Origin of the sequence: Acinetobacter sp. 'aerobic (ED)' (genome assembly GCF_904886855.1) — a bacterium.
Lineage (GTDB): Bacteria > Pseudomonadota > Gammaproteobacteria > Pseudomonadales > Moraxellaceae > Acinetobacter > Acinetobacter courvalinii.
The window spans coordinates 444,765-469,207 of the sequence record NZ_CAJHGI010000004.1 but is presented as its reverse complement, the minus strand read 5'-3'; the positions used below and the strand labels follow the sequence as shown (position 1 = coordinate 469,207).

At 43.7% G+C, this 24,443-nt stretch carries 20 protein-coding genes; 13 read left to right on the top strand and 7 right to left on the bottom strand.

What is annotated here, in order from left to right; all coding sequences use genetic code 11:
• Positions 1-83: 83 nt before the first annotated feature.
• The gene (locus JO943_RS10955; RefSeq protein ID WP_199949881.1) at positions 84-1,913 is read right to left on the bottom strand and encodes a phosphoenolpyruvate carboxykinase (GTP); all 1,830 of its coding nucleotides are present in this window, start codon (positions 1,911-1,913) and stop codon (positions 84-86) included.
• A gap of 397 nt (positions 1,914-2,310) precedes the next feature.
• On the opposite strand from JO943_RS10955, the gene JO943_RS10950 reads away from it, so the two are divergent.
• The 4 genes from JO943_RS10950 (at position 2,311) to groL (ending at position 6,159) form a co-directional block, all read left to right on the top strand.
• A complete protein-coding gene (locus JO943_RS10950) occupies positions 2,311-3,249 on the top strand; it encodes a diacylglycerol/lipid kinase family protein (RefSeq protein WP_005231826.1) in 939 nt (312 codons plus the stop codon).
• A complete protein-coding gene (locus JO943_RS10945) occupies positions 3,230-3,997 on the top strand; it encodes a metallophosphoesterase family protein (RefSeq protein ID WP_202740781.1) in 768 nt (255 codons plus the stop codon). The genes JO943_RS10950 and JO943_RS10945 overlap by 20 nt, the downstream gene beginning before the upstream one ends.
• A 177-nt stretch (positions 3,998-4,174) precedes the next feature.
• Complete coding sequence (gene groES / locus JO943_RS10940) at positions 4,175-4,465, top strand: co-chaperone GroES (protein WP_004652030.1); 291 nt, start codon at positions 4,175-4,177, stop codon at positions 4,463-4,465.
• A 59-nt stretch (positions 4,466-4,524) separates the two neighbouring features.
• Positions 4,525-6,159 carry a chaperonin GroEL gene (gene groL / locus JO943_RS10935; protein WP_004878354.1) on the top strand — a complete coding sequence of 545 codons (1,635 nt, stop codon included), beginning with the start codon at positions 4,525-4,527 and terminating at the stop codon, positions 6,157-6,159.
• A 74-nt stretch (positions 6,160-6,233) separates the two neighbouring features.
• Here the strand turns inward: groL and JO943_RS10930 are convergent, their stop codons facing one another.
• Positions 6,234-6,608 carry a diacylglycerol kinase gene (locus JO943_RS10930; protein ID WP_005231823.1) on the bottom strand — a complete coding sequence of 125 codons (375 nt, stop codon included), beginning with the start codon at positions 6,606-6,608 and terminating at the stop codon, positions 6,234-6,236.
• Between the two features lie 191 nt (positions 6,609-6,799).
• Between JO943_RS10930 and JO943_RS10925 the strand changes: the two genes are divergently transcribed.
• Both JO943_RS10925 and epmA read left to right on the top strand, forming a co-directional pair.
• Entirely contained in the window at positions 6,800-7,864 is a 1,065-nt protein-coding gene (locus tag JO943_RS10925) for a 4-phosphoerythronate dehydrogenase (protein WP_202740780.1), read from the top strand.
• On the top strand, positions 7,861-8,844 hold the full coding sequence (epmA, locus tag JO943_RS10920; RefSeq protein WP_202740779.1) for an EF-P lysine aminoacylase EpmA: 984 nt from the start codon (positions 7,861-7,863) through the stop codon (positions 8,842-8,844). Before JO943_RS10925 ends, epmA begins: the two co-directional genes overlap by 4 nt.
• 18 nt (positions 8,845-8,862) lie before the next feature.
• Here epmA and JO943_RS10915 read toward each other — a convergent pair whose 3' ends face one another.
• From JO943_RS10915 to JO943_RS10895, 5 genes are all read right to left on the bottom strand, one after another.
• Entirely contained in the window at positions 8,863-9,990 is a 1,128-nt protein-coding gene (locus JO943_RS10915; RefSeq protein ID WP_202740778.1) for a helix-turn-helix transcriptional regulator, read from the bottom strand.
• A 149-nt stretch (positions 9,991-10,139) separates the two neighbouring features.
• Positions 10,140-10,292, bottom strand: coding sequence for a hypothetical protein (locus JO943_RS18540; RefSeq protein WP_227614458.1), 153 nt, complete (start codon positions 10,290-10,292; stop codon positions 10,140-10,142).
• 104 nt (positions 10,293-10,396) lie between these two features.
• Positions 10,397-11,395 carry an SUMF1/EgtB/PvdO family nonheme iron enzyme gene (locus JO943_RS10905; protein WP_202740776.1) on the bottom strand — a complete coding sequence of 333 codons (999 nt, stop codon included), beginning with the start codon at positions 11,393-11,395 and terminating at the stop codon, positions 10,397-10,399.
• The gene (locus tag JO943_RS10900) at positions 11,392-13,074 is read right to left on the bottom strand and encodes an arylsulfatase (protein ID WP_202740775.1); all 1,683 of its coding nucleotides are present in this window, start codon (positions 13,072-13,074) and stop codon (positions 11,392-11,394) included. Before JO943_RS10900 ends, JO943_RS10905 begins: the two co-directional genes overlap by 4 nt.
• A gap of 133 nt (positions 13,075-13,207) precedes the next feature.
• Positions 13,208-13,825, bottom strand: a complete 618-nt coding sequence (locus JO943_RS10895) for a rhomboid family intramembrane serine protease (protein WP_005231817.1) — start codon at positions 13,823-13,825, stop codon at positions 13,208-13,210.
• 153 nt (positions 13,826-13,978) lie between these two features.
• On the opposite strand from JO943_RS10895, the gene nfuA reads away from it, so the two are divergent.
• From nfuA to JO943_RS10860, 7 genes are all read left to right on the top strand, one after another.
• Positions 13,979-14,617 (top strand): Fe-S biogenesis protein NfuA, encoded by a 639-nt coding sequence (gene nfuA / locus JO943_RS10890; protein ID WP_009511435.1) that lies wholly within the window; start codon positions 13,979-13,981, stop codon positions 14,615-14,617.
• Positions 14,618-14,929: 312 nt separating this feature from the next.
• On the top strand, positions 14,930-16,642 hold the full coding sequence (locus tag JO943_RS10885; RefSeq protein ID WP_202740774.1) for an amidohydrolase: 1,713 nt from the start codon (positions 14,930-14,932) through the stop codon (positions 16,640-16,642).
• A gap of 168 nt (positions 16,643-16,810) precedes the next feature.
• Positions 16,811-18,514 (top strand): amidohydrolase, encoded by a 1,704-nt coding sequence (locus JO943_RS10880; protein WP_202740773.1) that lies wholly within the window; start codon positions 16,811-16,813, stop codon positions 18,512-18,514.
• Between the two features lie 395 nt (positions 18,515-18,909).
• Positions 18,910-19,671: a TorF family putative porin gene (locus tag JO943_RS10875; RefSeq protein WP_202740772.1), complete on the top strand. Its 762-nt coding sequence runs from the start codon at positions 18,910-18,912 to the stop codon at positions 19,669-19,671.
• 370 nt (positions 19,672-20,041) lie between these two features.
• Positions 20,042-21,301 carry a Zn-dependent hydrolase gene (locus tag JO943_RS10870; protein WP_202740771.1) on the top strand — a complete coding sequence of 420 codons (1,260 nt, stop codon included), beginning with the start codon at positions 20,042-20,044 and terminating at the stop codon, positions 21,299-21,301.
• 78 nt (positions 21,302-21,379) lie between these two features.
• The gene (locus JO943_RS10865) at positions 21,380-22,780 is read left to right on the top strand and encodes an aminotransferase (RefSeq protein ID WP_202740770.1); all 1,401 of its coding nucleotides are present in this window, start codon (positions 21,380-21,382) and stop codon (positions 22,778-22,780) included.
• 203 nt (positions 22,781-22,983) lie between these two features.
• Positions 22,984-24,399 carry an aldehyde dehydrogenase family protein gene (locus JO943_RS10860; RefSeq protein WP_202740769.1) on the top strand — a complete coding sequence of 472 codons (1,416 nt, stop codon included), beginning with the start codon at positions 22,984-22,986 and terminating at the stop codon, positions 24,397-24,399.
• Positions 24,400-24,443: the final 44 nt, after the last annotated feature.

Genomic DNA, 24,443 nt, shown 5'->3' with positions numbered 1-24,443 from the left:
TCGACAAGCCATAAAAAAAGGCCACCGAAGTGACCTTTTTATTCTCTTTGAACCCGCTTTATGAAAGAGGGAAGTTAAGAGACTTAAGCAGATTTAACCGCTGCTAGTAATTCATTTTGACGATCTTTAAGCGCTTGAGGTAAGCGGTCACCAAGTTTGGTAAATAACTCAGTGTGGCTTTCAAGTTCTTTGATCCACTGGTCTTTATCTTGTGCTGTAACTGTTTCGAATTGCTCTTTAGAGAACTCGATACCTGTCCAGTTCAATTGTTCGTAAGTTGGAACATAACCGATAGGTGTTTCAGTCGCTTCAGCGCGGCCTTCACAACGATCGATGATCCACTCAAGAACACGCATGTTTTGACCGAAACCAGGCCATACGAAGTTGCCTTCAGCATCACGACGGAACCAGTTTACGTTGAAGATTTTTGGTAATTTATTACCCGCAGCTTCAGCTTTCGCACCGACTTTTTTGCCCATCTCTAACCAGTGACCGAAGTAATCAGCCATGTTGTAACCGGCAAATGGAAGCATTGCGAAAGGATCGCGACGAACGATACCTTGTTGACCAACAGCCGCAGCAGTGGTTTCAGAACCCATGGTTGCCGCTTTATAAACGCCGTCAACCCAGTCAAATGCTTCAGAGACTAACGGCACGGTGTCTGCACGACGACCACCGAAGATGAATGCAGAGATCGGTACGCCTGCTGGATTTTCCCAGTCAGCATCAATCGAAGGGCATTGACCCGCAGAAACGGTAAAGCGTGAGTTTGGATGCGCAGCTTTTTCGCCTTCAACGTATGGTTGACCTTTCCAGGTGATAAGATCAGCTGGAACTTCTTTAGTCAAACCTTCCCACCATACTTCGCCGTCTTTGGTCACTGCAACGTTGGTATAGATAACATCTTTATGCATCGTTGCGATACAGTTCGGGTTAGTCTTGGTATTGGTACCTGGTGCAACACCGAAGAAACCAGCTTCAGGGTTGATTGCGTATAAGCGACCATCTTCACCTGGTTTGATCCAGGCAATATCGTCACCTACAGTTTCAATCTTCCAGCCTTCATAGCCAGCTGGTGGAATCAACATGGCAAAGTTGGTTTTACCACAAGCAGAAGGGAATGCAGCTGCGATGTAGTGTTTTTCACCTTGCGGATTGGTCACGCCTAAAATCAGCATGTGTTCAGCTAACCAGCCTTGTTCGCGGCCCATTGCAGAAGCAATACGTAATGCAAGGCACTTTTTACCAAGCAAGGCATTACCGCCGTAACCAGAACCGTAAGACCAGATTTCACGTGTTTCTGGATAGTGAACGATATATTTTTCATTGTTACATGGCCAAGCAACATCTTTTTGACCATCTTTAAGCGGTGCAGCAACGGTGTGTACACATGGGATGAATTCGCCATCTGTGCCTAACACGTCATAAACTGCTTTACCCATACGTGCCATTTTTGTCATGCTGACAGCAACGTAAGGAGAATCTGTTAATTCGATACCGATATGCGCAATGTGGCTTCCTAAAGGACCCATCGAGAAGGGAACCACATACATGGTACGGCCTTCCATTGCACCGTCAAATAATCCATTTAATTTTGCGCGCATTTCCGCAGGAGCAACCCAGTTATTCGTTGCGCCAGCATCTTCTTGGTTTTGAGAGCAGATATAAGTGCGGTCTTCAACACGAGCAACGTCAGAAGGATCAGAATTTGCAAGATAAGAACCAGGATGTTTTTCTTGGTTAAGTTTCTGCATGGTGCCGTTAGCGATCATCAAGTCCATAAGACGTTGATATTCTTCTTCGCTACCGTCACACCATTCGATTTTTGCTGGTTTGGTTAATTTTGCAATTTCTTCCACCCATGCAATTAGCTTTGGGTGACGAACGAATTCTGGTGCGTTCACTTGGGTCATGGTGATGCCTTTTTAAAGTGTGTACAACGTACAAGTTCTATCTACTGGATGGCAGTAAGACAGATGAAGTAAAAAAAGTGGCTGTATTAAAGCATAAAATCATAAAAAATATAAGACTAAAGAATAGGGTGGGTTCTAAAGCAGGGATTGCTAACATGTTTATAAGTTTTTGTTTTTAAAATAATTTATCATTTTATATTTTGCTATTTTGTTTATTTATATATGTTATTTTTGTTATAAATTTTTATTAAAAACAATAGTTTAATTATTTTTTATTTTCTTGAGAATTGTTATTGATTATATGAATGAAGCTCATTCAAAATTTACATAAACAAGCTATTATTTGTTGATTTTGTAAACAAAAATAGCCCTGTAATCTTCCTTAAGGTTGAAAGTTATGTCCCCTAATGTCCAGCCTCTGTCCATTATTTATAATCAAAAATCAGGTTTTCATGCGGCACAGCAAGATGAAGAATATGAGCGTCTGATGACCTTCTGGACGCAATATGGATTCGAAATTCAGGTGTTTGAGCTCAGTTCGCAAACAGATTTTGATGCCATGATGAGAACGGTGCTGGCCCGGCATCAACAGACGGAATCACGCGGCGTTGTGGTGGCAGCGGGAGGAGATGGCACGCTCAATGCGGTCGCAAAAAAACTGATGCATACCGATATTCCGATGGGCATTATTCCCTTGGGCACTTTTAATTATGTGGCACGGGTCTTGAATATTCCCCTGGATGTGTTTCAGGCTGCAGAGGTGATTGCTACCGGCGCGATTCAGAAAGTCCATATTGCCACGATCAATGATCAGATTTACTTAAATAATGCCAGTCTCGGGCTGTATCCTTTGTTTATTAAAAAGCGTGAGCGCTTTAATCAGCATCTAGGGCGTCTTCCTTTAAATGCTTATACCTCTGCGCTAGATGTTTTGTTGCGTGAGCATAAATCCTTGAAACTTTCAGTCTGCGTGGATGGAGAAAAATATCCTGTGGCAACGCCATTGATTTTCTTTGGCAATAATCAGCTACAACTCAGTGACATGAAATTAAGAATTGCGGAGTGTGCTGCCAACGGCAAACTGGCTGGGGTGGTGGTGGCTAAAAGTGACCGCTTCAGTTTGTTAAAATTGTTATGGAAACTGATTCAAGGGAAAATCGATCAGGCTTCTGGTGTCTATACATTTTGTGCCGAGCATATCCAGGTCGATTGTAAAAAGCCACAGTTAACTGTTGCAATAGATGGAGAGTTGAAAGAGATGCAAACCCCATTAAAATTTGCCGTTGAAAAATCTGCTTTAAAGGTAATGGTTCCGAATGTTACTGCATCTGTCTGACCTGCATTTTGGAACGGAGCGTGAAGCCTGTATTGACGCGATCAAACAGTTTTGTCTGGATCATCGTCCAGAAGCGGTGGTGGTGAGTGGCGATCTGACCCAACGTGCGCGATTAAAGCAGTTTTATGCCTGCCGTCAATTTCTGGATGCACTTGAAATTCCTTATCTGGTGGTGCCTGGTAATCATGACATTCCGCTTTATCATGTCTGGAACCGTTTTTTCTCTCCTTTTGTGCGTTATCAGGCCTTCTTTGGCCGCATGGAAACCACCTTGGAGACTGAACATTTTTATCTGGTGGGGGTAAATAGTATCCGGCGGCGCTACCATACCCGGGGACATGTTTCTCTAGAGCAAATTCATGAAACTTATCAGCGTTTGAACAATGCGCCCGCGCATAAAATCAAAATGGTGGTGTTTCATCAACCTTTTTATACCTTTCCCAATGAACATGGCGATAAAGACTGTCCAGTGCTGGGGAAAATTGCTTTGGAGCGGTGGGGTAAAACCGGCTTGTTCGGTTTATTACATGGTCATTTACATAAAGTAGCGGTACACGATCTCAATCAGATTTTTCATTTGGGATTTGATCATCCAATTCTGGATATTCATGCAGGAACAGCCACATCCAAGCGTTTACGCTTCGGATTATCCAACAGTTTTAATGTGATTTCGGATCAGGGGCGGATCGAGCATTACTGGTTCGATGAATCGCTGCAAACATTTGTGAAATCACAAAATGTTGTTTAATTCGGCATAACCTTATTCTTGTGCTCAAAAAAACATCTATAAATAGAATTTTTTTTTATTTTCCCCTTGAAGCCATTTTTTTCATCCCCAAAAAAGTGGCATACCAAAATTTTATATGTGTTGCCACGAACTGGTGACACACATTAATCAATAAGACTAAGTCTGATGGAGTTAACTATGAGCAACATTCGTCCATTACATGATCGTGTTGTGATTCGTCGCGTAGAAGAAGAAACCAAAACGGCTGGTGGTATTTTACTTCCAGGTTCTGCTGCAGAAAAACCATCTCAAGGTGAAGTAATTGCAGTCGGTAATGGTCAGATCACTGACAACGGCGTTCGTGCTTTAGACGTTAAAGTTGGCGACAAAGTATTGTTCGGTACTTATGCGGGTACAACAGTAAAAGTAAGTGGTGAAGAACTCTTGATTATGAAAGAGTCGGATATCTTAGCTGTGCTTGAAGGCTAATCGACACATAACTCAAATTTATTATCAGATTCAGTAATTAAAAAGATTCGGAGTTTAACATGTCAGCTAAAGACGTAAAATTTGGTGATTCAGCTCGCTCAAAAATGATTGCAGGTGTTAACGTACTTGCAGATGCAGTAAAAGTAACTCTGGGCCCTAAAGGCCGTAACGTTGTTATCGACCGTTCTTTCGGTGCGCCACACATCACTAAAGACGGTGTGACTGTTGCGAAAGAAATTTCTTTAAAAGACAAGTTTGAAAACATGGGTGCTCAACTTGTTCGTGAAGTTTCTTCTAAAACCAATGACATCGCAGGTGACGGTACAACCACTGCAACCGTACTTGCTCAAGCAATTTTAAATGAAGGGATCAAATCAGTAACTGCTGGTATGAACCCAATGGATTTAAAACGTGGTATCGACATCGCAGTAAAAACTGTGGTTGAAAATATCCGTACCAACGCAAAACCTGCTGATGATTTCAAAGCAATTGAACAAGTAGGTTCAATCTCTGCGAACTCTGATACCACTGTAGGTAAACTGATCGCTCAAGCGATGGAAAAAGTGGGTAAAGAAGGTGTCATCACTGTAGAAGAAGGTTCTGGCTTCGAAGACGCTTTAGACGTTGTAGAAGGTATGCAGTTCGACCGTGGTTATATCTCTCCATACTTCGCAAACAAGCAAGATACCTTAACTGCTGAACTTGAAAATCCGTTCATCCTGCTTGTTGACAAAAAAATCAGCAACATCCGTGAATTGATTACGGTATTGGAAGCTGTTGCTAAAACAGGTAAACCACTACTTATCATCGCTGAAGATGTTGAAGGCGAAGCGCTTGCGACTCTTGTTGTGAACAACATGCGCGGTATTATCAAAGTATGTGCGGTGAAAGCACCAGGTTTTGGTGACCGTCGTAAAGCAATGCTTCAAGACATCGCGATCTTGACTGGCGCGACTGTTATTTCTGAAGAAGTAGGTATGTCTTTAGAGCAAGCTTCTCTTCAAGATTTAGGTACTGCGCACAAAATCACAGTATCTAAAGAAAACACTGTGATTGTTGATGGTGCAGGTAATGCTGAGCAAATCGCTGAACGTGTTCAACAGATCCGTGCGCAAATCGAAGAATCTACTTCTGAATATGACAAAGAAAAACTTCAAGAACGCGTTGCTAAATTAGCGGGCGGTGTTGCAGTCATCAAAATTGGTGCGGCAACTGAAGTTGAAATGAAAGAGAAGAAAGACCGTGTAGACGATGCGCTTCACGCAACTCGTGCAGCAGTTGAAGAAGGTGTTGTTGCAGGTGGTGGTGTTGCATTAGTACGCGCTGTAAATGTGTTAGATGGCTTAAAAGGCGCTAACGAAGATCAAACTGCGGGTATCAACATTTTACGTCGTGCGATTGAAGCGCCACTTCGTCAAATCGTTTCAAATGCAGGTGATGAGCCTTCAGTTGTGATCAATGCAGTTAAAGCGGGTGAAGGTAACTTCGGTTATAACGCTGCAACTGGTGAATATGGCGATATGCTAGAAATGGGTATCCTTGACCCTGCTAAAGTAACGCGTTCTGCACTTGAACACGCAGCTTCTGTTGCCGGTTTAATGTTGACGACTGAATGCATGATTACTGACATTCCAGAAGACAAACCAGCTGCTCCAGATATGGGCGGTATGGGTGGTATGGGCGGAATGATGTAATTGCGCATCGACGTCTAGATCAAAAAAAATCCCTGCCTATGCAGGGATTTTTTTATATGCCAAATATTGAATGTTTATTTAAATAAAATAATCGTCCAAGTAAAAAAGATAATGGCTAAAGAAACAAATTGCGCAGCGCTGCCCATATCTTTGGCATTTTTAGACAACTCATGTTTTTCTAGCGAAATGCGGTCAACAACGGCTTCAATGGCGGAGTTGAATAACTCTACAATAATCGCCAACAGGCAGACAGCGACCATCAAAGCCTGTTCCAAAGCCGAGACATGCACAAAAAAGCTCAGCGGAATCAAGATGACATTGAGCAAGATCACTTGTCTAAATGCAGCTTCATGACTAAACGCTGCTTTAAAGCCGGCTAGTGAATAGCCCGTTGCATTGAAAATCCGTTTGAGGCCATTTTTGCCTTTATAAGGAGAGTAGGGGGTCATTGCGATATGGAGAGACTGAAGAAAGCTTTAGTATAAATCCAAATATGTTGCAGTAAATTGGCAAGATGTCGCATGCGTGTACCAATCAGCGCCTTTTTTTGCCATCAAAACAGGCCGTGTGGTATTTAGGAATTGTCAATTCGAATCAGGCTAAGGATAATAAGCATCAATCTATTGAGGAAAGCTGCTGCATGAAAATTATCGCAGATGAAAATTTGGCATTTACCGATTATTTCTTTGCGGAATTTGCAGAAATACAGCATCGGGCAGGACGTAGCTTGAAGCATCAGGATGTACAGGATGCCGATGCACTGTTGGTTCGTTCGGTGACCAAAGTGAACCATGCCTTAATTGATCAGACTAAAATCAAGTTTGTCGGCAGTGCCACCATTGGAACCGATCATTTAGATATTCAGGCCTTGGAACAACAAAACATTGTCTGGAGCAATGCGCCAGGCTGTAATGCACAAGCGGTGGCGGAATATGTGATTACGGCTTTATTGCATTTAAATGTGGATTTATTAGAAAAAAATAAGGACTTCACTTTAGCGATTGTGGGTTTGGGCAATGTGGGTAGCCGTCTGGCGGTGATGGCGCAACTATTGGGTTGGAATGTGATTGGTTACGATCCTTATGTGCAACTTGCCGGGATTGAAAATGTTTCTTTTGAGGCATTGTTAAATCGTGCCGATGCCATTTCAATTCATGTACCTTTAACGGTGTCTGGCGATTATCCAACCCAGCATTTATTTGATGCGACTGCATTTGCTGCAATGAAACCATCCGCTATTTTGATTAATAGTGCACGTGGGCCTGTGGTTGAGCAAGCTGCCTTGATGGCGGACATTGCGACAAGCAAACGTCAAGTGGTGCTGGATGTGTTTGAGTTCGAGCCAGAAATTTCAGAACAATTACTGGATCTACTGGCATTAGCGACGCCGCATATTGCTGGTTATAGTCTGGAGGGTAAGGCCAGAGGCACACAGATGATCTATGAGGCGTTTTGCCAGACCTTTGCTTATGATGTGACAAAACGTTTTGAGAGCCAGTTGCCACAGGTGCCTCAATACTTTAATCATGATTTAAAAGCGGCACTTAAACAGCATCTCACGCAGATTTATGATATTGCTGCAGATGATCAGCAACTCTGTGCTTGTGTTCAGGATGGCAAGGTCGAGCAAACCGCATTTGATTTACTCCGAAAAAATTATCCTTTGCGCCGTGAATGGGCTGCACATGGTGGGCCAAAAGCATGAGCCAGACGATGAACAACTATCAGCCAACGTGCTCCATTGAGGCTTTAAAAGCACGTGCAGCGATGTATCTGAAAATTCGCCAGTTTTTTGCTGAGCGTCAGGTTCTGGAAGTGGAAACCCCAGTGCTGTCTCAGGCAGGTGTGACTGATGTGCATTTGGCTTCAGTGCAGGTACAGCGTCATATTCATGGCAAATTAAATACGCAATATTTACAAACCTCACCCGAGTTTCCAATGAAACGTTTATTGGCCAGTGGAAGTGGACCAATCTATCAAATCTGTAAAGTGTTTCGTGATGATGAGCATGGGCGCAAGCATAACAGTGAATTTACCATGCTGGAATGGTATCGTCCGGGGCTGGATTTAAAGGCACTGATGCATGAAACTGCAGAATTGTTAGAAACATGCTTGGCACATCGTTTCGGTGAAATTCGTCCAGTGATTCTCAGTTATAAGCATGCCTTTCAGGATCGCCTGGAGATTAATCCGTTGCAGGCAACCTTAAAACAACTCAAGGATACCGCCCATCGTGTCGGTTTGAATCTTGACTTGGGCGATGATCGTCTGGGGTATATGGACTTGCTGTTTTCGCACTTTGTCGAGCCAAGTCTGGGTTTTGATGCGCCTGTCTTTTTAACCGATTTTCCACCTGAAATGGCATCACTGGCCAAAGTGAAACAGGATGAAGAGGGTGAACTGGTTGCAGCACGTTTTGAGGTCTATATTGAAGGGCTGGAACTGGCGAATGCCTATGATGAATTGCTAGATGCCGAGGTATTGGCCTCCCGTTTTGAAGCCGATAATGCAGAGCGTGCACAACAAGGTTTACCTGTGATGCCAACCGATCACTATTTGCTGGCAGCTTTACCGCATATGCCTGAATGTTCCGGAATCGCGTTAGGGATTGACCGTTTATTGATGGTGGTGATGAATCAGGTCAAGATTGATCAGGTGATTGCTTTCCCTGCCGAAATTGCGTAATGCTGCGTATTTTATAGCCTAGACTAATTGCATCAGCAACTGGATCAATTCACTTTGTCGATGTGTTCTGGTCTTTTTGAAAATAGCTTGCAGGTGCTTTTTCACGGTATCGGCCTGAATTTCATATAAAAAGGCAATTTCTTTAGTGGTTTTGCCCTTCAACAGTTGCTCGCATATTTTATGTTCGACCGGTGTGAACATAAACAGCTGGGTACATCGGTCTTTTTGATATTTAGGCGGATGTTGCAGCCCTGAAAATGTTGCCAGTAATACGGGACGTAAACCAAAAATCTTATGGGTTTTTTCGGGGCAGAGCAGATCCAGTGTTAAAAATAGCTGATGATCGAGGTGCATCACCTGACTTCGTTCAGTATAACCGACCTGAGAACTGGTGTGATGCAGGCGTTCTAATTCAAGCAGGTGCTGTTCAAATATTTGCTGTTTATGTGGTTCGAAGTAGAAGCGGCGCTGCTCAATGCGGATGTGCGCATTATGTTCGATAAATTTTTCTGCCTCGGCATTCATCTCCAGAATATCGCCGTTGAGATTAATAATCGCAATGGGTTGATTCATTTTCCGGATCAATTGTGATCCAAGCAAGGTCATGGTGGAATATTCAAAATGATGGCGATAGTGCTGAAGCTTTTGCTGGATCTGCGGCAATATCTCATAAATCGGCTGGAGTTCAGAGCAACTTAATGCACCACGATCAGGGCTGGTAAGCAAGGCCAGAATCACACAGATTTTATGATCATAAATGACCTGAAGTGCTGAGCAAAAACGTAAATTGAGCGGTTGTAAAATCTGTTGGTAGACCTGGGTCTGAACAATGTCCTGTTCGCTAAAGTGTTGTGTGCAATGCATCCAGCCTGTGAGCGGTGCTGCCAATAATTTTTTTAGTTGTGGGTCATCATCAAAAGCTAAACGAAGTTGTTGCAGCGCCGCTCGCTCAAGTTGCTGGGGATCAAGATCAACCCCATGATGTACACTAAATGACAGGGCCTGCACTTCAAGATCGACTGCCAGAAGTTGTGTGGCCTGAAGGTCAAAATGCTGGTTTAGCTGTTCAAGGAAAATCAACCAGTCATCAGCATGTTGAACCTTGTTCAGAATGTCCAGTACAGCATGGGATTGGGTTTGATTCATTGAATGTGTCCAGCAAAGAGCAAGATCTATTTCCATATAGTTTATATGGGTTTTATCCAAATAAAATGATCAATCAGAAAAAATGTAATTTTTTATACAATGATAGATGAAATGAGCCATAACCCTCATGGCTTTAGGCAAGATGACATTTAGCAACGGCCTTTTTTGGCCTGTCCTGGTGGGCAAAAGTCGCCATGGCCATCGTGATATCCTTCCGGATCGTCCACAACACTGCCATGCGGTGTATGCACTGCACAAGCGGATAGGCTGGATATCAACAGCAGATCAAGGTAGCGTGATATTTTTCATGGTTCCGTCCCGTATTTTTATTGCTTTAAGGATCACTTTAAAACGATCAGTTGCTTTTTAACAGAACGGGACTAAAACTTTAAGATTGATTTCATAATTAAGGTCTTAAAACGGTTCTAAACCCGACATGGGTTGCCGCCAGATCAAACTCCTGAGGATAACGACTGCTATTGCGATAACGTGCACAGAAATTAGAGGCACACAAGAATGAGCCACCTTTCAGCACATATTGCGTGGTCGCGTTATTGTGTTGACGCAAGTCGGTATAATTACCCATGTGTTGATCATGTGCACCATGATAGACCGAAGACGTCCATTCCCAGACATTGCCAATCATGTCAAACAGTTTAAAGGCATTGGCCGGATAACAGCCGACGGGTGCAACACCTTCAAAATGATCTTCAACGATATTCTTACCTGGAAAATCACCTTGCCAATAATTGGCTTGCGGATGTTGATGGGCATCTTGTGGGGCTTGGTGCAAAGGGGTATCTGTTTTTGAACCGGCTTTGGCGGCATATTCCCATTCCAGCTCGGTGGGCAAATCGTGTCCTAACCAGACTGCATAATGCTCTGCATCATTCTTGGTGACATAGCGCACTGGTTCGGAGGGCAGAGGGGCTTGACCCTGAGGGCCATTCGGGCTTTTCCAGGTATAGTCAGCTTTCAGTTGCCACCATTGATTCGGGCGATTCAGATCAGGAGAGAATACCGCCGCCTGCTTTTGCTTTTCTGCATCGGTAACGTAGCCAGTCGCTTTGACAAAACTGGAAAACTGGGCAACTGTGACTTCGGTCTGGTCGATCCAGAAGCCCTCGACTTGACGCTCTCTGGCGCCAAAATTGAGTTCATCGGGATAGGCCTGATTAGAACCCAGTGGAAAGGAGCCTTTAGGAATCCAGACCATTCCTGCTGTTTTATGTTTTTGCCAGGCATCGGGTAAGCCAGAATAATTCTGGCATTGGCTTAAAGTGCCCAACGATAAAGGTTGAGTTGTTGGGTGTTGTTGCGATGGCTTTGACTTGGACTCAACTTTGCTGCAACCTGCCGCAAGGGACAGGCTACAGAGGAAAACTAGAATGCTACTCAGTTTCATTGAGGGTTGTATTCCTTAACGCCATTTTGCTGGGTGTATTTGTTATATACATCGACCAGTTCTTGTAGCTTCGCTGGGTTACTTTGGGCAAGGTTTTGGGTTTCACCCCGATCATTTTTCAGGTTATAGAGTTCCCAATTGCCTGTACCCAGTTCAGCTTTGCCTTGTAAGGCAATTTTCCAGTCGCCTTGGCGTGCATATTTACTGCCATGTAATTCATCGGCAAAGCTAAAGTTGACTGGGCGAATTGCCTGAGCCTTGTTTTCAAGTAGCGGTTTCCATGAATAGCCGCTTGGGGTATTCACCTGACGACCTTTATATTGGCCCTGTGGCACAGCAATATTGGCATAATCTAAAACCGTCGGGAAAACATCCAGCACTGAAGCAAAACCATGATGAGTCGCCTGAGCCTGGGTTTGATAAGGGAGTTTTACAATGGCAGGGGCAGTGGTCGCACCTTCACCTGCCGTATCTTTCCACAAATGAAATGGCGCAGCACTCACTTCTGCCCAGCGTGGCCCGACATAATGATAAGAACTGGATGTACCCACATTGCTGACGCTGTTATCAAAGCCTGATTCGGGGCCATAGTTGCCACGGATAAAACCTTCGGCACCATTATCTGAAACAAAGAAAATCAGTGTATTGTCATATAAATTATTGCGTTTGAGATATTGAATCACTCGACCAATATTGGCATCCAGATTTTCCACCATGCCCGCGTAGATTTCCATTCTACGGGCTTCCAACGCTTTTTGTTCAGCCGAAAGCTCGTTCCATTTGCCATATTTTTGTGGCGCATTTTGCGTAGCGATCGGTTCAGCGGCAATAAAGTTTGCAGGGATCAGGCCGAGTTGTTTCTGGCGGGCAATACGTGCATCGCGAATCACGTCATAGCCGACGTCATAAACACCACGATAACGGTCACGATATTCAGCAGGGGCTTGTAAAGGCCAATGCGGTGCAGTGTACGCCGCATAGGCAAAGAATGGCTTGCCTGAGTTTTTACCTGACTCTAGATAACTGATCAATTTGTCTGTGAAATAGTTGGTCGAGAAGAAATCATCAGGTAAGGATGAAATCGGCACTTGTTTACCATCTTCGGTATAAGTGGCGTTGCGTTTATAGGCAGCCGGTGCCTGTTTAAAATGCAAATCCAGTCCTTGCAGCAAGGTAAAGGAATGGTCAAAACCTTTGGCATGGGCATTGGTTGCAGGGGTTAAGCCCAGATGCCATTTACCACTGATATAAGTGCGATAGCCATTGTCTTTAAGGACTTCAGCAATCGAAAGTGAACGTTCATTCAGATAGCCTTCATATCCGGGTTGGCCTTTTAAATGATCTGGTGTCAGCTCGGCCATCGCGCCAATACCCGCCAGATGGTGGTCAGTCCCTGAAATCAATTGCGAACGGGTTGGCGAGCAGGTTGGGGCAGTGTGATAGTCGGTTAAAATACGACCTGCTCGGGTGAGTTCATCAATATTGGGGGTATGAATTTCTCCACCAAAAGCGCCTAAGTCTGAATAGCCTAAGTCATCGGCCATGATGAATAAAATGTTAGGTTTTTTCTGGGTTTCGACCACAGTACTGGATTCTTTGGAATCATCATTACTGCATGCTGAAATCGAAAGGCTAAACAGGGCAATCGACAAGGTGGTGAGCAGGCTGTTACGAGGCATGAGAATCGACTTAATCCGTTAAAATAATAGAGTCGAGTTTAGAGAGATGATTTTTATGATAAAAATAATTAAAATTTGATTATTAATCTTAAAAAAAGAAAAGCCCCATCTCTGGGGCGAATATTAAATCTATTTAAAAAGGCAATTTGGTCAACTGGTTCAGGAAATGTGGAATGACGCGAGGTTCCAGAATAATGGTGACCACAACACCATAGGCGGCTCCCCAAAGATGCGCACTGTGGTTGATATTGCTATTGCCCCGTTTGCCAGACCAAATGCTATAAGCCACATATAAAATCGCAAAAATAATCGCAGGTACTGGAATAAAGAACACGAAGATCAGGTTCCAGGGCTGAAACAGAATATAAGCGAATAGCACCGCTGATACTGCACCAGAGGCCCCTAGGCTGGCCCAGTGGGCATCATGGCGATGTTTTAAATAACTCGGCAAAATGGCAACAATCAATCCACCCAAATAAAATAAGACAAAGCCCATGTCATAAAAAAACTGACGGTAAAAACTTTCAATGATATTGCCAAAGAAAAACAGCGTGATCATATTGAACAGGAGATGCGTACCGTCGGCATGAATAAAACCATGCGTGATAAAACGGTCATACTGCCCGCGTTGCATGGCAGGCGGCCAGAAAATCAGACGATTCATCACTGCCTGATTGGAGAAAGCCAACAAGGAAATTGCAACAGTAATAATGATCAGGGTCACAGTGTGACCAAAGGGTAGATGTAACATAAATAGTTTAAATTGATCAGAGTCTAAGCAATAATGCCATTAAAAACTTAATAAACAATGATCTTGCATAGAATTCCTACAAAAATGGTTGATTTTTTTTAATTACCCTCCATCTTCGGTTAATATAACGACATCAGCTTGAGGATTATTGTTATGTCGACTGAGAACACCAACACTGCTGTCGCAGAAGAAATTCCAAACCTTTTGATTACTCCCTCTGCACAAGAGTATTTAAGTGATTTATTAGCAAAGCAGAATACTCCAGGGATTGGCGTTCGTGTTTTTGTAGAAAATCCAGGTACTCCACGTGCTGAATGTTGTATGGCTTATAGTGCCCCTGAAGAAGTGGTGCCAACCGACTATAAGCAGGACTATCCAGATTTTCCTGCCTATGTTGATGCGCCCTCAATTCCATATTTAGTGGATGCAGTGATTGACTACAACAAAGACCGTTTTGGTGGTCAATTGACGTTCCGCGCACCGAACTCTAAAGTGCCACGCGTTGGGCCAGATGCCTCAATTGAAGAACGTATCACCTATGTGTTGCAATCTGAAATTAACCCAGGCTTAGCAGGCCACGGCGGTAACTGTAGTCTGGTTGAAGTACAGGACAGTCCAGAGCATGGCTTAACCGCTGTATTGAAATTCGGTGGTGGTTGTCAGGGGTGTTCTGCGATTGATGTCACTTTAAAACAAGGTGTAGAAACCACCTTAAGACAGCATGTACCAGAGTTACAGCGCGTTGTGGATCAAACAGACCATACACAGGCAGAAGGCGCGTATTTTAAATAATCGCGAGAAATCTACTGTATTTTAAAAAGTCCTTTCGAGGGCTTTTTTTATTTTTCACATGCTGATTTTGATAATTTTAAATGAAAATTAATTTTGCAGTTAATCATCCAATGAAGTTGTTTAGATGCACATATTATGCAGATTTGTTCATCACTCCTGATCAATAAAAACAGAGGATAAAAACTTTAGTCGAGGTACGGGACTTAAAATGGTTCCTGTTTTTGCAGGCAGATTGGTTCTAGGTTTTAAGAGCAAAATAGACAAAATAAAAAAAAACAGCAGAATAATTCAGGATAAGGGTGGAAGGGATTTATGAATAAAACATTCGTGTTGGGCCTCAGTATTGGTGTCACGAGTTTGGCAAGCTATGCAAAAACGCCACAAGTTGATGTGATTGTGTTCAATGCTGATGTGCGAACTTCTAATCCGGCAAAGCCAAAAGCACAGGCATTTGCGGTCAAAGAGGGAAAGTTTTTGGCGGTAGGCAATAACAGTTTTATCCGGCATATGGCAACCGAGCACACGCGCGTCATTGATGCTCAGGGTCGTACCGTCATCCCGGGTTTAACCGATGCGCATACACATTTTGGTAGTGGGATGGAAATTGCGCAAGGCATTGATCTATATGGTTTGAATGATCGTGCTGAATGGTTCAGGCAAATTGCAGAACGTGATAAGCAGCTACCCAAAGGCCAGTGGATGACCGGAGGCCGCTGGGATATCAGTTTGTTGTCTGAGCAAAGCTTGCCGACACGACAGGAACTGGATGCGATTGTGCCAGATCGACCCGTGGTATTGCTGGATATTGATTATCATACCGCATGGCTCAATAGCAAAGCCATGCAACTTCTGGAAATTGATCGTCACACCATCGCACCAGAGGGAGGCGAAATTGTTAAGGACCCACATACCGGCGAGTTGACCGGGATATTTAAAGAAACCGCGGCAACACAACTGGTGCGTAAAAATCCGGTCTATCTCAAAGCGGTAGTTGCTGGAACAGAAGCACTGCCTGTTTTGAAAAAACTGGTTGCGCATTTTAACCAGTTGGGTGTGACCTCAGTGCATGATATGTGGAGAAGTGATTGGTCGGTTTATCCTGCAATGCTACAACAAAAGCAACCATTACCTATGCGGGTCTGGTTTGGCTATATGGCAGATACATCGGCAGAAAAAACCACAACAGCACAATTTGCTGAGTATGCAAGACAACGCGATGAACTGAACCGGCAATTTAAACAAAAAGAACAGCAATGGTTACAGGGACCGCAATTCCGCTATGGTTATCTTAAATATTTTGTCGATGGCACATTGCTTAACTATACCGCTGCATTGAATGCAGATTATGCAGACCGGCATGATTTTAATAGTGAGCCAATAAGCTCACAGGCCAAATTAAACGATTTGGTCAGCAATGCGAATGCAGTGGGTTTTCCTGTTGCGATGCATGCGATTGGAGATAAAAGTGTCGATATGGCCTTAAATGCGATTGAAAGCAGTCCCCGACATCGTCAGTTTGCCAATCGAATCGAACATATTGAAGTCATGAGTGAAGCAGCCATGCCGCGTTTTGCCCAGTTAGGTGTGGTGGCTTCGATGCAGCCTGATCATGCCATTTCAGGTAATTACCAAGAATCACGTTTGGGCGAAGCACGTATGCCCTATAGCTATGCATGGCAGTCGCTATTAAGCAGTGGGGCTACGCTGGTCCTGGGGAGTGACTGGCCGACGGCCGTAGAAAACCCGATGTTACAACTCAGTGATGCCATATTTCGTGAATATAACGGAAAAACCCGTTATAGCGAAAATGCCCTGAGTCTGGATGAAGCCTTATATGCTTATACGCAAGCACCTGCCAATGTTGCAGGCTGGGGAAATGAAATGGGCAGTATCAGTGTGGGTAAATGGGCCGATTTTGTCATTTTACAAGGTAGCTTACAGCCACCACTCCCTAAAAATCTGAAGGACTGGCGGGTCGCGGAAACTTGGTTTGCAGGCCGACAGGTCTATGCTGCAAAACCGTAGCCTCGATAAAAGGCATTCGAACAGGTAGGTGCTTTCGTTTGACTTGAATCGGTGGTATGTCAATAAAAATGGTTCCTGCATTTTCAGTTGAATTGGTTCTAGGTTTTGCAGAGAAAGCAACGAGAATAAAAATGGAAAAATAACACTGGATAGGGAAATAAGGGACTTATGAATAAGAAATTATGGTTAGCGATCAGTATCGGCGTCATAAGCTTAAACAGCTATGCACAAACGCCTCAGGTTGATGTCATTGTACTGAACGCCGATGTACGGACATCCAATCCGGCCAAGCCAAAAGCACAAGCTTTTGCTGTGAAAGATGGAAAGTTTCTGGCTGTAGGCGATAACCGCTTTATTCAGCAGATGGCGACCAAGCAGACACAAATTATTGATGTAAAAGGCAAGACGGTGCTGCCTGGTTTAACCGATGCGCATACCCATTTATTGGGTGGGCTAGAGCTTTGGGAAGGGGTGGACCTTTTTGGAATCAGCGATCGTCAGGAATGGTTTAGATTGATCGCCGAAAAGGATAAACAGTTACCGAAAGGCGCCTGGCTGGTGGGTGGTCGTTGGGATATCAGCAGCCTCAAAGATGGTCATATGCCGACCCGTCAGGAACTGGATGCGATTGTGCCCGATCGCCCTGTGGTGTTACAGGACATTGACTATCACTCGGTCTGGGTAAATAGCAAGGCGATGCAATTGCTGGGGATTGATAAAAATACCCAAGCACCGGAAGGGGGCGAGATTGTCAAAGATCCGCAAACAGGAGAGCCGACTGGTATTTTTAAGGAAACTGCGGGCATGCAACTGATTTTGGGCAATCCAAAGTACAGCAGTGCATTACTTTCGGGCAAAGCGGCACTTCCTGCCATTGAAAAAATCATTGCGCATTTTAACAGTTTGGGGATTACCTCCGTACATGATATGTGGACTGAGTTGGCTACGGTTTATCCTGCTTTACTGGAGTCGAAACAGCAATTGCCGATGCGGATACGTTTTGGCTTGATGGCGGGAGAGGATCAGGTCACACCAGCCCATTTTCAGGCTTATGCAAAGCAACGTGATCAACTCAATCAGCAGTTTATGCAAAAAGAACAGCAGTGGAAAACTGGACCGCAGTTCCGCTTTGCCTATATGAAATATTTTGTTGATGGTACCTTGATGAATTACACCGCTGCATTGAATGAACCGTATGCAGATCGTCATCATTTTAATATCGCGCCGATTACCTCACAGGTAGAGCTGAATAATTCAGTGAAAAATGCGAATGAAGCTGGTTTCCCGGTGGCGATACATGCCATTGGTGACAAAAGTGTCGATATGGCCCTGAATGCGATTGAGAATAGTCCGAAACATCGTCAGTTTGCCAATCGAATTGAGCATATTGAAGTGATCTCTAAAGATGCAATTCCGCGTTTTGCCCAGTTAGGGGTGGTGGCTTCAATGCAGCCGGACCATGCCATTAGCGGTAACTATCAGGAATCGCGTTTGGGTAAGGCGCGTATGCCATATAGTTATGCTTGGCAATCTTTGCTCAGTAGCGGCGCTACCATGGTATTGGGAAGTGACTGGCCGACTGCATCTGAAAATCCAATGCTACAGCTGAGTGATGTGGTTTTCCGTGAGTATCAGGGCAAAACCCGCTATAGCGATAACGCTTTAAGTCTGGATGAAGCCTTATATGCCTATACTCAAGCACCTGCCAATATTGCAGGCTGGGGGGATCAGATTGGCAGTATCAGTGTCGGAAAGTGGGCTGATTTTGTGGTCTTGCAAGATGCTTTAAAAACGCCATTGAATAAAGATATCAAAGACTGGAAAGTTGCTGAGACCTGGTTTGCAGGCAAACAGGTATATAAAGGGAAGTGAATAAACAATAAAGAACAGAGCGCTTTCAAAATTCAAAAAATGCTCAACATTGGTGTTAAAAGTCCTTTCTCCCTTGGGAGAAGGTCAGGATGAGGGGAAATGCTTGATCTAAATCCTCTCCCTTTTACGCGTAACTACGCTCATCCTTTAAAAAGGAGAGGGGACTTTTATTGTCTATTCAATACAGTTAAAAATATGACTGATACAAGAATGTTAATAAATTTTAAAATCAAAGAAAGTGATAAGCTTGCTTTGATTTTATGCGGATATGAATTAAACCTAGTTTTTATAAAATAAATGGCTCTTCTGTTTTTTGTGAAATTGGTTCTCGATTTATAGGATGTGTGAAAGATAATCAGAATTCAAAAATAATCATATATTCATGGAATAAATAGATGATCAACAAGAAATGGATTCTAGCTATCTTAACATCTACACTATTAGCGCCAGTATATGCAAAACCCGCCGATAGTCCTACTGAAAATCAGCAGCAACGTTTTTCAGTCAGTGGTTCAATGGCTTTTTTAACAGAGTATTATTGGCGTGGCACTACGCAAACCAAAGGCAAACCGGCTGTTCAAGGAACATTAAGACTAGATCATGATTCAGGATTGTATACGCAACTGTTTGCATCAAATATACAGCTGGATATTGGCAGTAGTTTAGAGCTGGATTATTATATTGGCTATAATTATCAAATAAATAATGATCTTAAACTGAATCTGCAATATCTGGATGTGAACTACCCAGGAGAAGATCAAACCCTGCCCCGCGTAGATTTTGAGGAATACTCAATTGGCGTGTTGAAATCAAATCTCCTCCATGCGCAGGATGAGTTGAATCTGGTTTTTTACTATTCACCTGATTATACGCTAGAGACCGCTAAAATGCTGCGTTATGAGGTGGGATATCGTTATCCAGTCGCGGAGCAGTGGAATATATATACGCAAGTAGCATATAACCAGTTTGCAAATAAAGATGCCTATGGCGTACTTTGGGGAACAGATCAGAGAAGCCACTTCTATGATTATAAGTTAGGAGTGGATTTTAATTATCAGGATTTTATTTTTGATTTATATTATGCCAATGCAAATGTTAATAAAGATTTACCCAGTGCAGATAAGACAGTGGTATTTAGTTTAACCAAACTGTTTTAGTTTAAATGTGAGCATTTGTATTTTTAAATCATGCTTTGATGGTTGAAATAGTCCTGTTTAAAATTTTCTTAGATCAAACAGCAGCCAAAAAGTTTTATATATAAAACTTTTTGGCTGTTTTGTGTTCGGTGTTGAATGTGGTTAGAAATAATTAAAAAGTAATAAAAAATAAATTGATTTTTATAAAAATAGGATTAGTTTAATCATTTGCTTATTCGTTTGAAAAACAAAAGGAATTTTATTTATTTATTGATATTTAAATTGGTACCTGTTTTTTTGAAAGAATTGGCACTCGTTTTTAATGGAAGAATTAATCAAAGTAGAGTGAATAAAGCGATAGTGATATATCGATAAAAGGGATGTTAAAACAATGAAAGTGAATGCAGAGCGTTTATGGCAGATGCTCATGGACATGGCAAAAATTGGTGCCACCAGCAAGGGTGGTAATACACGGTTAGCGCTTACGGATGAAGATATTTCAGGTCGGGCTTTACTGCTTGAGTGGGCCAAGCAGATTAATCTTTCTATTCATTATGATGAAGTCGGTAACCTGATTTTACGCCGTTCCGGTCAAGACCATACCGCATTACCTATCGTTATGGGCAGCCATCTGGATACCCAGCCCAAGGGCGGACGCTTTGATGGTATTTATGGTGTGCTGGCGGGTATGGAAGTATTACAGCGCCTGGAAGAACAGAATATTGTGACGGCTCATCCACTTGAACTGGTGGTGTGGATGAATGAAGAAGGCGCACGTTTCACTCCGGCAATGATGGGCTCCGCCGCTTTCGCTGGGGTATTACCTAAACAGCAAGTCTATGACACCACCGATAAAAACGGTATTTCTGTTTATTCCGAACTGGTCCGTACCGGGCAACTCGGCGATTATCCACTGGCGCGTCCATTCCAGGCGTATTACGAAGCCCATATTGAACAAGGGCCTGTATTGGAAACAAACCAGATCTCGATTGGCGTGGTCACCGGTGGTCAAGCCATTTTATGGCTAGATGTTGAAACTCAAGGCAAAGCAGCACATGCAGGCACAACCCCGATGAATATGCGTAAAGACACCATGGTCGGTACTGCAGAAATGATTGTGGCTGTTGAAAAATGCATTCTTGAGAAATTCCCGCAAGGTTTGGTGACCTTTGGTGAAATGCAGGTGGCAAATTCATCGCGCAATACCATCCCGGGCCAGATTCAGTGGACCATTGATTTACGTCATCCAGATGATGCTGCACTCAAAGTCATGGAAGTGGAAACCAGAGCAATCTTGTCTCGTCTGGCGACAGAAAGAGATCTGGACGTTCAGGTGTCTCAACATTGGCTGAGTCCGGCGACTTATTTTGATAAGACTTGTGTGGCAACGGTTCAAGCAGCGGTAAACAGCCTGGGCTACAGCAATCAGCCGATTGTGAGTGGTGCAGGACATGATGCCATCAATATCGCAAAACATTGTCCGACGACGATGATCTTTATTCCGTGTATTGATGGTTTAAGCCATAACGAGGCAGAAGATATTTATATGCAAGATGCGGCCCAAGGTGCCGATGTGTTGCTGAATGCGATCTTAAATTATGACGCACAGTCAACCGCACAAGTGGCGCAGAAGAATACAGTAACAGTTTAATGATCAACAAATTAACAATGTGTAAGACATGCATGCTGCTGGAATGGAGCATTGCAATAAAAAATGGATGGATAGAAGATGAACTCAAAATTACCTGTAAATGTCGATATTCAGGATATCTGGCAAAAAGATAAGGATCATGTGATTCACCCATGGACAGATTTTTCGACCTTTAAAGACGAAGGCTCTTTAATCATGTCGAAAGGTGAAAATGTCTATGTCTATGATGCGCAGGGCAATAAATATCTAGATGGTATTGGTGGCCTGTGGTGTGTCAATGTCGGTTATGGACGCAAAGAAATTGCCGATGCCGTTGCTGAACAGATCATGGAACTACCTTATTATTCACCATTTGGTCATCAAACCACAGCACCAGCAGCCAAGTTGGCGGCTAAACTGGCTGAGTTGGCACCGGGTAATCTGAATCATGTGTTTTATGGCTGTGGTGGTTCAGTAGCGAACGATACTGCAGTACGTTTAATTCACCACTATTTCTATCAGATTGGCAAACCATCGAAAAAGAAACTGATTGCCCGTAAAGATGCTTATCATGGCAGTACCTATATCAGTATGACCTTGACCGGTATTGAAGCCGATCATGTCGGTTTCGAAATTCACAATGAGCTGGTTCACCATGTGTCATGTCCAAATCCATACCGCAAGCCAGCATCTCAGTCGATGGAAGATTTCTGTGATGAAAAGGTTCAGGAACTGGAAGATACCATTCTGAAACTTGGCCCGGATAATGTCGCGGCTTTCTTTGCCGAGCCAATTATGGGGGCGGGCGGGGTGATTGTTCCACCAGAAGGCTACCATGCCAAAACCTTGGCCGTCTGTAAGAAATACAATGTGCTGTATGTGTCTGATGAAGTGGTTACCGCATTTGGTCGCTTAGGTCATATGTTTGCTTCAGAAGACGTGTTTGGCATTGTGCCTGACATTATTACCTGTGCAAAAGGCCTGTCTTCGGGTTACCTGCCTTTAGGTGCAACCATCATTTCGGATGAGATTTATGAGGCCATCAGTAAACCGCATCATGAAGGTGGTTTGCTTACCCATGGCTTTACCTATTCAGGTCATCCGGTCAGTTGTGTTGCTGCACTGAAGAATATTGAAATTCTGGAAAAGGAAAAGATTTGTGAACATGTCCAGGACATGGGCGTTTACTTTGAAGAGCAATTAAAGACGTTGGCAGATCTGGAAATTGTCGGTGAAGTACGCGGCAAAAAATTCATGATGTGTATCGAAAACCTGCGTAATAAACAAACTAAAGAACTGTTTGACCGTTCTGTTGGGGTAGGCAAACGTATTGCCAATCATTGCCAGAAACTCGGTCTGATTGTACGTCCTGTGGGTCACATGAATGTGTTGTCTCCACCCTTGATCCTGACACGTGATCAAATTGACTTTGCCGTGAAAACCTTACGTCATGCGATTCAGAATACCATTCAGGAATTAAAGGCTGAAGGTCATTTGTAAGCCGAATCTCTTTGATCTTTCAAGCAGTCAACTTGCCCTGCAGGGTGAGTTGAGTCTCGCTGATCGATAGAAATAGCGGGACAACAACAGATGATGTCGATGGAATGAATGAGGAATAAAGCGACTGGGTTGACTTGAAGCAGGCTGAAATCCTGTGGGCAGTCACGATGAATCCGCTTTAGAACTCGTATGAGAGCAAGCAGATGAAGAATTATATCAATGGAAAATGGGAAAATACGTCAGGAAGCTCCCAGATTACGGTGGTGAATCCAGCCAGTGAAGAAGAATTAACCCGTTTTACGACCGCTTCCCCACAAGATGTAGATGCTGCCGTGGCGGCTGCGCAACAGGCGCTGGAAAGCTGGAGTTTGACCAGTCCTGAACAACGGGCAAACTGGTTAAACAAAATTGCCGATGCCATAGACGCAGCAAAGAATACCTTGATTGAACTTTCTCATCGTAATAATGGTAAATCTTCGGAGCAAGCCCAAGTCGACGTCGAGAATAGCATTAAGTGCTATCGCTACTATGCCAATCTCGTCAAAGAATTTGCGTTTAGTCAGGTGACCCAATGTGAAGATGGCATTGAACTGACCCATCAGCAAAATCCGGTGGGTGTGGTTGCTTTGATTACGCCGTGGAATTTCCCATTAATCACCAGCGCCTGGAAAATCGCACCCGCCCTTGCCGCAGGTTGCACACTGATCTTTAAACCATCCGAACTGGTGCCATTGCCAGAGTATGAATTTACCCGATTACTGGATCAGATCCAGTTTCCGCAGGGGGTCTTTAACCTGATTTTGGGAGATGCCGTGGCAGCCCAGCATCTGGTGACCCATCCAGAGGTCAATAAAGTCTCCTTCACCGGTAGTACGGAAGTGGGTATTCACGTGATGCAGGCAGCAGCGCAATCAGTCAAGCGTGTCACGTTAGAGCTGGGTGGCAAATCGCCGATCCTGATTCTTGAAGATGCCGATCTGGATGAAGCCGTCGATAAAGCACTTGGCGGCATGTTTTACAACAGTGGTCAAATGTGCTCTGCAACCTCACGTTTACTGGTACACCAATCACTGGCAGAGCGCTTTTACCAGAAGCTTAAAATCGCGGTGGAGTCGATGACTTTAGGTTCTGATCTGAGCGGCCCGTTGAGCATGGGACCGATGACGACGCAAAAGCAATATCAGAAAGTTCATGAATATTTAACTATCGCACAACAGGAAAAGCTTCAATCCTTAATTGATCCTGAACAGATTGCCATTCCGGAAAAGGGCTTTTTCATTCAGCCCCATGTTTTTGTAAATGTACCGACTGAAAGCCGCTTATGGACCGAGGAAATCTTTGGCCCGGTGATGTGTTGTCGAAGCTTTGAAACTGAAGAAGAAGCGATCCGGCTAGCCAATGATTCTGACTTCGGGCTGGCTGCCACCATTATCACCGGATCTTTGCAGCACGGTAAAAAAATTGCCAAGCGACTTCGCTCTGGTCATATCTGGATCAATTGTCATCAAATGATTCAGCCTGGCTCTTTATGGGGCGGGTTCAAGAAAAGTGGAATTGGGCGTGAACTGGGTGAATCGGGAATGCAAAGTTATCTCGAAGAAAACGTGATTACGCTCTAATTCTTCAACTGCTTATTGAATCGGGAAAGGGACTTCTCTGTTCA

Coding starts and splice junctions, on each gene's coding strand:
- JO943_RS10955 (WP_199949881.1), bottom strand. CDS start 1,913: ATGACCCAAGTGAACGCACCAGAATTCGTTCGTCACCCAAAGCTAATT.
- JO943_RS10950 (WP_005231826.1), top strand. CDS start 2,311: ATGTCCCCTAATGTCCAGCCTCTGTCCATTATTTATAATCAAAAATCA.
- JO943_RS10945 (WP_202740781.1), top strand. CDS start 3,230: ATGTTACTGCATCTGTCTGACCTGCATTTTGGAACGGAGCGTGAAGCC.
- groES (WP_004652030.1), top strand. CDS start 4,175: ATGAGCAACATTCGTCCATTACATGATCGTGTTGTGATTCGTCGCGTA.
- groL (WP_004878354.1), top strand. CDS start 4,525: ATGTCAGCTAAAGACGTAAAATTTGGTGATTCAGCTCGCTCAAAAATG.
- JO943_RS10930 (WP_005231823.1), bottom strand. CDS start 6,608: ATGACCCCCTACTCTCCTTATAAAGGCAAAAATGGCCTCAAACGGATT.
- JO943_RS10925 (WP_202740780.1), top strand. CDS start 6,800: ATGAAAATTATCGCAGATGAAAATTTGGCATTTACCGATTATTTCTTT.
- epmA (WP_202740779.1), top strand. CDS start 7,861: ATGAGCCAGACGATGAACAACTATCAGCCAACGTGCTCCATTGAGGCT.
- JO943_RS10915 (WP_202740778.1), bottom strand. CDS start 9,990: ATGAATCAAACCCAATCCCATGCTGTACTGGACATTCTGAACAAGGTT.
- JO943_RS10905 (WP_202740776.1), bottom strand. CDS start 11,395: ATGAAACTGAGTAGCATTCTAGTTTTCCTCTGTAGCCTGTCCCTTGCG.
- JO943_RS10900 (WP_202740775.1), bottom strand. CDS start 13,074: ATGCCTCGTAACAGCCTGCTCACCACCTTGTCGATTGCCCTGTTTAGC.
- JO943_RS10895 (WP_005231817.1), bottom strand. CDS start 13,825: ATGTTACATCTACCCTTTGGTCACACTGTGACCCTGATCATTATTACT.
- nfuA (WP_009511435.1), top strand. CDS start 13,979: ATGTCGACTGAGAACACCAACACTGCTGTCGCAGAAGAAATTCCAAAC.
- JO943_RS10885 (WP_202740774.1), top strand. CDS start 14,930: ATGAATAAAACATTCGTGTTGGGCCTCAGTATTGGTGTCACGAGTTTG.
- JO943_RS10880 (WP_202740773.1), top strand. CDS start 16,811: ATGAATAAGAAATTATGGTTAGCGATCAGTATCGGCGTCATAAGCTTA.
- JO943_RS10875 (WP_202740772.1), top strand. CDS start 18,910: ATGATCAACAAGAAATGGATTCTAGCTATCTTAACATCTACACTATTA.
- JO943_RS10870 (WP_202740771.1), top strand. CDS start 20,042: ATGAAAGTGAATGCAGAGCGTTTATGGCAGATGCTCATGGACATGGCA.
- JO943_RS10865 (WP_202740770.1), top strand. CDS start 21,380: ATGAACTCAAAATTACCTGTAAATGTCGATATTCAGGATATCTGGCAA.
- JO943_RS10860 (WP_202740769.1), top strand. CDS start 22,984: ATGAAGAATTATATCAATGGAAAATGGGAAAATACGTCAGGAAGCTCC.